This window comes from Nocardia sp. NPDC004573 (assembly GCF_053602135.1).
Window position 1 is genome coordinate 1 of the sequence record NZ_JBSGDA010000057.1, and the last position, 5,303, is coordinate 5,303.

Genomic DNA, 5,303 nt, shown 5'->3' on the forward strand with positions numbered 1-5,303 from the left:
AAGGATGTTCCGGCGGTGTCCTACTCTCCCACACCCTGTCGAGTGCAGTACCATCGGCGCTGGCAGGCTTAGCTTCCGGGTTCGGAATGGGACCGGGCGTTTCCCCACCGCTATGGCCGCCGTAACTCTATGAAACTATCCACCACACCCCCGCGACCCGTTCACCACACCCACCAACCCGGTTGCGCCGGGTTGGGTGACACGGTGAATCATGTCGTAAAGGGGTATCTGTGTGTTGTTTCAGATACCGCACAGTGGACGCGTAGCAACCTTTGTTGGTAAGTCCTCGGCCGATTAGTACCGGTCACCTCCACACGTTACCGTGCTTCCAGTTCCGGCCTATCAACCCCATGGTCTGTAGGGGGCCTTAACCACTCGAAGGTGGTGAGAAACCTCATCTTGGAACAGGCTTCCCGCTTAGATGCTTTCAGCGGTTATCCCTTCCGAACGTAGCCAACCAGCAGTGCCCTTGGCAGGACAACTGGCACACCAGAGGTTCGTCCGTCCCGGTCCTCTCGTACTAGGGACAGCCTTCCTCAAGTTTCTGACGCGCGCGGCGGATAGAGACCGAACTGTCTCACGACGTTCTAAACCCAGCTCGCGTGCCGCTTTAATGGGCGAACAGCCCAACCCTTGGGACCTACTCCAGCCCCAGGATGCGACGAGCCGACATCGAGGTGCCAAACCATCCCGTCGATATGGACTCTTGGGGAAGATCAGCCTGTTATCCCCGGGGTACCTTTTATCCGTTGAGCGACACCGCTTCCACATGCCGGTGCCGGATCACTAGTCCCGACTTTCGTCCCTGCTCGACCCGTCAGTCTCACAGTCAAGCTCCCTTGTGCACTTGCACTCGACACCTGATTGCCAACCAGGCTGAGGGAACCTTTGGGCGCCTCCGTTACATTTTGGGAGGCAACCGCCCCAGTTAAACTACCCACCAGGCACTGTCCCTGAACCCGATCAGGGTCCGAGGTTAGAAGTCCAATACGACCAGAGTGGTATTTCAACGACGACTCCACGAACACTGGCGTGCCCGCTTCACAGTCTCCCACCTATCCTACACAAACCGTACCGAACACCAATACCAAGCTATAGTGAAGGTCCCGGGGTCTTTTCGTCCTGCCGCGCGTAACGAGCATCTTTACTCGTAATGCAATTTCGCCGAGTCTGTGGTTGAGACAGCAGAGAAGTCGTTACGCCATTCGTGCAGGTCGGAACTTACCCGACAAGGAATTTCGCTACCTTAGGATGGTTATAGTTACCACCGCCGTTTACCGGGGCTTAAATTCTCAGCTTCGCCACCGAAATGGCTAACCGGTCCTCTTAACCTTCCGGCACCGGGCAGGCGTCAGTCCGTATACATCGTCTTACGACTTCGCACGGACCTGTGTTTTTAGTAAACAGTCGCTTCTCTCTGGTCTCTGCGACCACACCCAGCTCAGACCGCAAGGATCATCACCAGACGTGGTCCCCCTTCTCCCGAAGTTACGGGGGCATTTTGCCGAGTTCCTTAACCACAGTTCTCTCGATCGCCTCGGTATTCTCTACCTGACCACCTGTGTCGGTTTGGGGTACGGGCCGTGTACCAACTCACTAGAGGCTTTTCTCGGCAGCATAGGATCACTGAATTCGCCTCAATCGGCTACGCATCACGTCTCAGGCACATGAGTGACGGATTTGCCTACCACTCGCCCTACACGCTTACACCAGGTATTCCATCACCTGGCCCAGCTACCTTCCTGCGTCACCCCATCGCTTGACTACTACAGCAGGGGTCGTGCGCAGCCGCTTCAAGCTCCCCGAAGGAAGTCCATCCACATTTGGGCACTTAGCACCACTGATTCGCCACTGGGCGCGGATACACGGGTACGGGAATATCAACCCGTTGTCCATCGACTACGCCTGTCGGCCTCGCCTTAGGTCCCGACTCACCCTGGGCGGATTAACCTGGCCCAGGAACCCTTGGTCATTCGGCGGACGAGTTTCTCACTCGTCTTTCGCTACTCATGCCTGCATTCTCACTCGCACAGCCTCCACCACTAGGTCACCCTGTGACTTCCACGGCTGCACGACGCTCCCCTACCCACCCCAACACCTGGCTCGAAAGCAGGCAAACGCTGGAGTGCCGCGGCTTCGGCGGTGTACTTGAGCCCCGCTACATTGTCGGCGCAGGATCACTTGACCAGTGAGCTATTACGCACTCTTTCAAGGGTGGCTGCTTCTAAGCCAACCTCCTGGTTGTCTTCGCGACCCCACATCCTTTTCCACTTAGTACACGCTTAGGGGCCTTAGCCGGCGATCTGGGCTGTTTCCCTCTCGACTACGAAGCTTATCCCCCGCAGTCTCACTGCCACGCTCTCACACACCGGCATTCGGAGTTTGGCTGACTTCGGTAAGCTTGTGGGCCCCCTAGGCCATCCAGTAGCTCTACCTCCGATGTGAAACACGTGACGCTGCACCTAAATGCATTTCGGGGAGAACCAGCTATCACGGAGTTTGATTGGCCTTTCACCCCTACCCACAGCTCATCCCCTCAGTTTTCAACCTAAGTGGGTTCGGGCCTCCACGACGTCTTACCGTCGCTTCACCCTGGCCATGGGTAGATCACTCCGCTTCGGGTCCATGACATGCGACTCAAAACGCCCTATTCGGACTCGCTTTCGCTACGGCTACCCCACACGGGTTAACCTCGCCACACACCGATGACTCGCAGGCTCATTCTTCAAAAGGCACGCCATCACCCCACCCCGAAGGGAAGGCTCTGACGGATTGTAAGCGTCCGGTTTCAGGTACTATTTCACTCCCCTCCCGGGGTACTTTTCACCTTTCCCTCACGGTACTAGTCCGCTATCGGTCACCAGGGAGTATTCAGGCTTACCGGGTGGTCCCGGCAGATTCACAGCAGATTTCACGGGCCCGCTGCTACTCGGGCACCCACTACAACAGAGCACGCATTTTCGCCTACGGGATTCTCACCCTCTACGACAGGCCGTTCCAGACCACTTCGACTAACACGCACTTTTCTGACTGTTGCCTACCACGGCAGTGATAGGAAAGTGAGCCCCACTACCCCACACGTGCAACACCTGCCGGCTATCACACACGCATGGTTTAGCCTCATCCGCTTTCGCTCGCCACTACTCACGGAATCACAATTGTTTTCTCTTCCTGTGGGTACTGAGATGTTTCACTTCCCCACGTTCCCTCCCAACCGCCTATATATTCAGCGGCAGGTGACACGACATCACTCGTGCCGGGTTTCCCCATTCGGAAATCCTCGGATCTCAGCTCGGTTGACAGCTCCCCGAGGCTTATCGCAGCCTCCTACGTCCTTCATCGGCTCCTGGTGCCAAGGCATCCACCGAACGCTCTTAAACACTTACAAACAAAGATGCTCGCGTCCACTGTGCAGTTCTCAAACAACACACAAGACCGAAACCACATGCGGCACCAGCACTCCCGAAGAAGCCGGTATGACCGCGGCTCGACCTTGTCGTCATATTGCCTGGAAAGAACGCCTGTTCTTTCAGGACCCAACAGTGTGTCGATATATCCCCGCCGGCAACCACACAGGGCCACCGTCGATACGAAGAAGCTGCCAGCGTTCCACCCATGAGCTCCGCAGTCCTACATTCGAGGACATGAACGGCTCTGGCACAGCCGACCTCGACTGTTCGAGGCGACCGAGCAGATGCTCCTTAGAAAGGAGGTGATCCAGCCGCACCTTCCGGTACGGCTACCTTGTTACGACTTCGTCCCAATCGCCGATCCCACCTTCGACGGCTCCCTCCCACAAGGGGTTAGGCCACCGGCTTCGGGTGTTACCGACTTTCATGACGTGACGGGCGGTGTGTACAAGGCCCGGGAACGTATTCACCGCAGCGTTGCTGATCTGCGATTACTAGCGACTCCAACTTCACGGGGTCGAGTTGCAGACCCCGATCCGAACTGAGACCGGCTTTAAGGGATTCGCTCCACCTCACGGTATCGCAGCCCTCTGTACCGGCCATTGTAGCATGTGTGAAGCCCTGGACATAAGGGGCATGATGACTTGACGTCGTCCCCACCTTCCTCCGAGTTGACCCCGGCAGTCTCCTGCGAGTCCCCGGCATAATCCGCTGGCAACACAGGACAAGGGTTGCGCTCGTTGCGGGACTTAACCCAACATCTCACGACACGAGCTGACGACAGCCATGCACCACCTGTACACCGACCACAAGGGGGCCTACATCTCTGCAGGTTTCCGGTGTATGTCAAACCCAGGTAAGGTTCTTCGCGTTGCATCGAATTAATCCACATGCTCCGCCGCTTGTGCGGGCCCCCGTCAATTCCTTTGAGTTTTAGCCTTGCGGCCGTACTCCCCAGGCGGGGCGCTTAATGCGTTAGCTACGGCACGGATCCCGTGGAAGGAAACCCACACCTAGCGCCCACCGTTTACGGCGTGGACTACCAGGGTATCTAATCCTGTTCGCTACCCACGCTTTCGCTTCTCAGCGTCAGTTACTGCCCAGAGACCCGCCTTCGCCACCGGTGTTCCTCCTGATATCTGCGCATTTCACCGCTACACCAGGAATTCCAGTCTCCCCTGCAGTACTCAAGTCTGCCCGTATCGCCTGCAAGCTCACAGTTGAGCTGTGAGTTTTCACAGACGACGCGACAAACCGCCTACAAGCTCTTTACGCCCAGTAATTCCGGACAACGCTCGCACCCTACGTATTACCGCGGCTGCTGGCACGTAGTTGGCCGGTGCTTCTTCTACAGGTACCGTCACTTGCGCTTCGTCCCTGTCGAAAGAGGTTTACAACCCGAAGGCCGTCATCCCTCACGCGGCGTCGCTGCATCAGGCTTTCGCCCATTGTGCAATATTCCCCACTGCTGCCTCCCGTAGGAGTCTGGGCCGTGTCTCAGTCCCAGTGTGGCCGGTCGCCCTCTCAGGCCGGCTACCCGTCGTCGCCTTGGTAGGCCATTACCCCACCAACAAGCTGATAGGCCGCGGGCCCATCTCGCACCGATAAATCTTTCCACCACCAACCATGCGGCCAGTGGTCATATCCGGTATTAGACCCAGTTTCCCAGGCTTATCCCGAAGTGCGAGGCAGATCACCCACGTGTTACTCACCCGTTCGCCGCTCGTGTACCCCGAAGGGCCTTACCGCTCGACTTGCATGTGTTAAGCACGCCGCCAGCGTTCGTCCTGAGCCAGGATCAAACTCTCCGTTGAAGACTCACAATCACACCCCGAAAGATGCAATCAGATCAAAAACCAGAGTCCGAAAACCCAGCAAAACAATCGCCAGCCG

General features: G+C 57.2%; 3 rRNA genes. All 3 read right to left on the reverse strand.

Annotated features, from left to right (window positions below):
• Positions 1–7: 7 nt before the first annotated feature.
• Positions 8–124 (reverse strand): 5S ribosomal RNA (gene rrf / locus ACWEKR_RS35410).
• A gap of 150 nt (positions 125–274) precedes the next feature.
• Positions 275–3,388, reverse strand: a 23S ribosomal RNA gene (locus ACWEKR_RS35415).
• Between the two features lie 317 nt (positions 3,389–3,705).
• Positions 3,706–5,224, reverse strand: a 16S ribosomal RNA gene (locus ACWEKR_RS35420).
• Together the 16S, 23S and 5S rRNA genes form the textbook arrangement of a ribosomal RNA operon.
• Between the last annotated feature and the right edge of the window lie 79 nt (positions 5,225–5,303).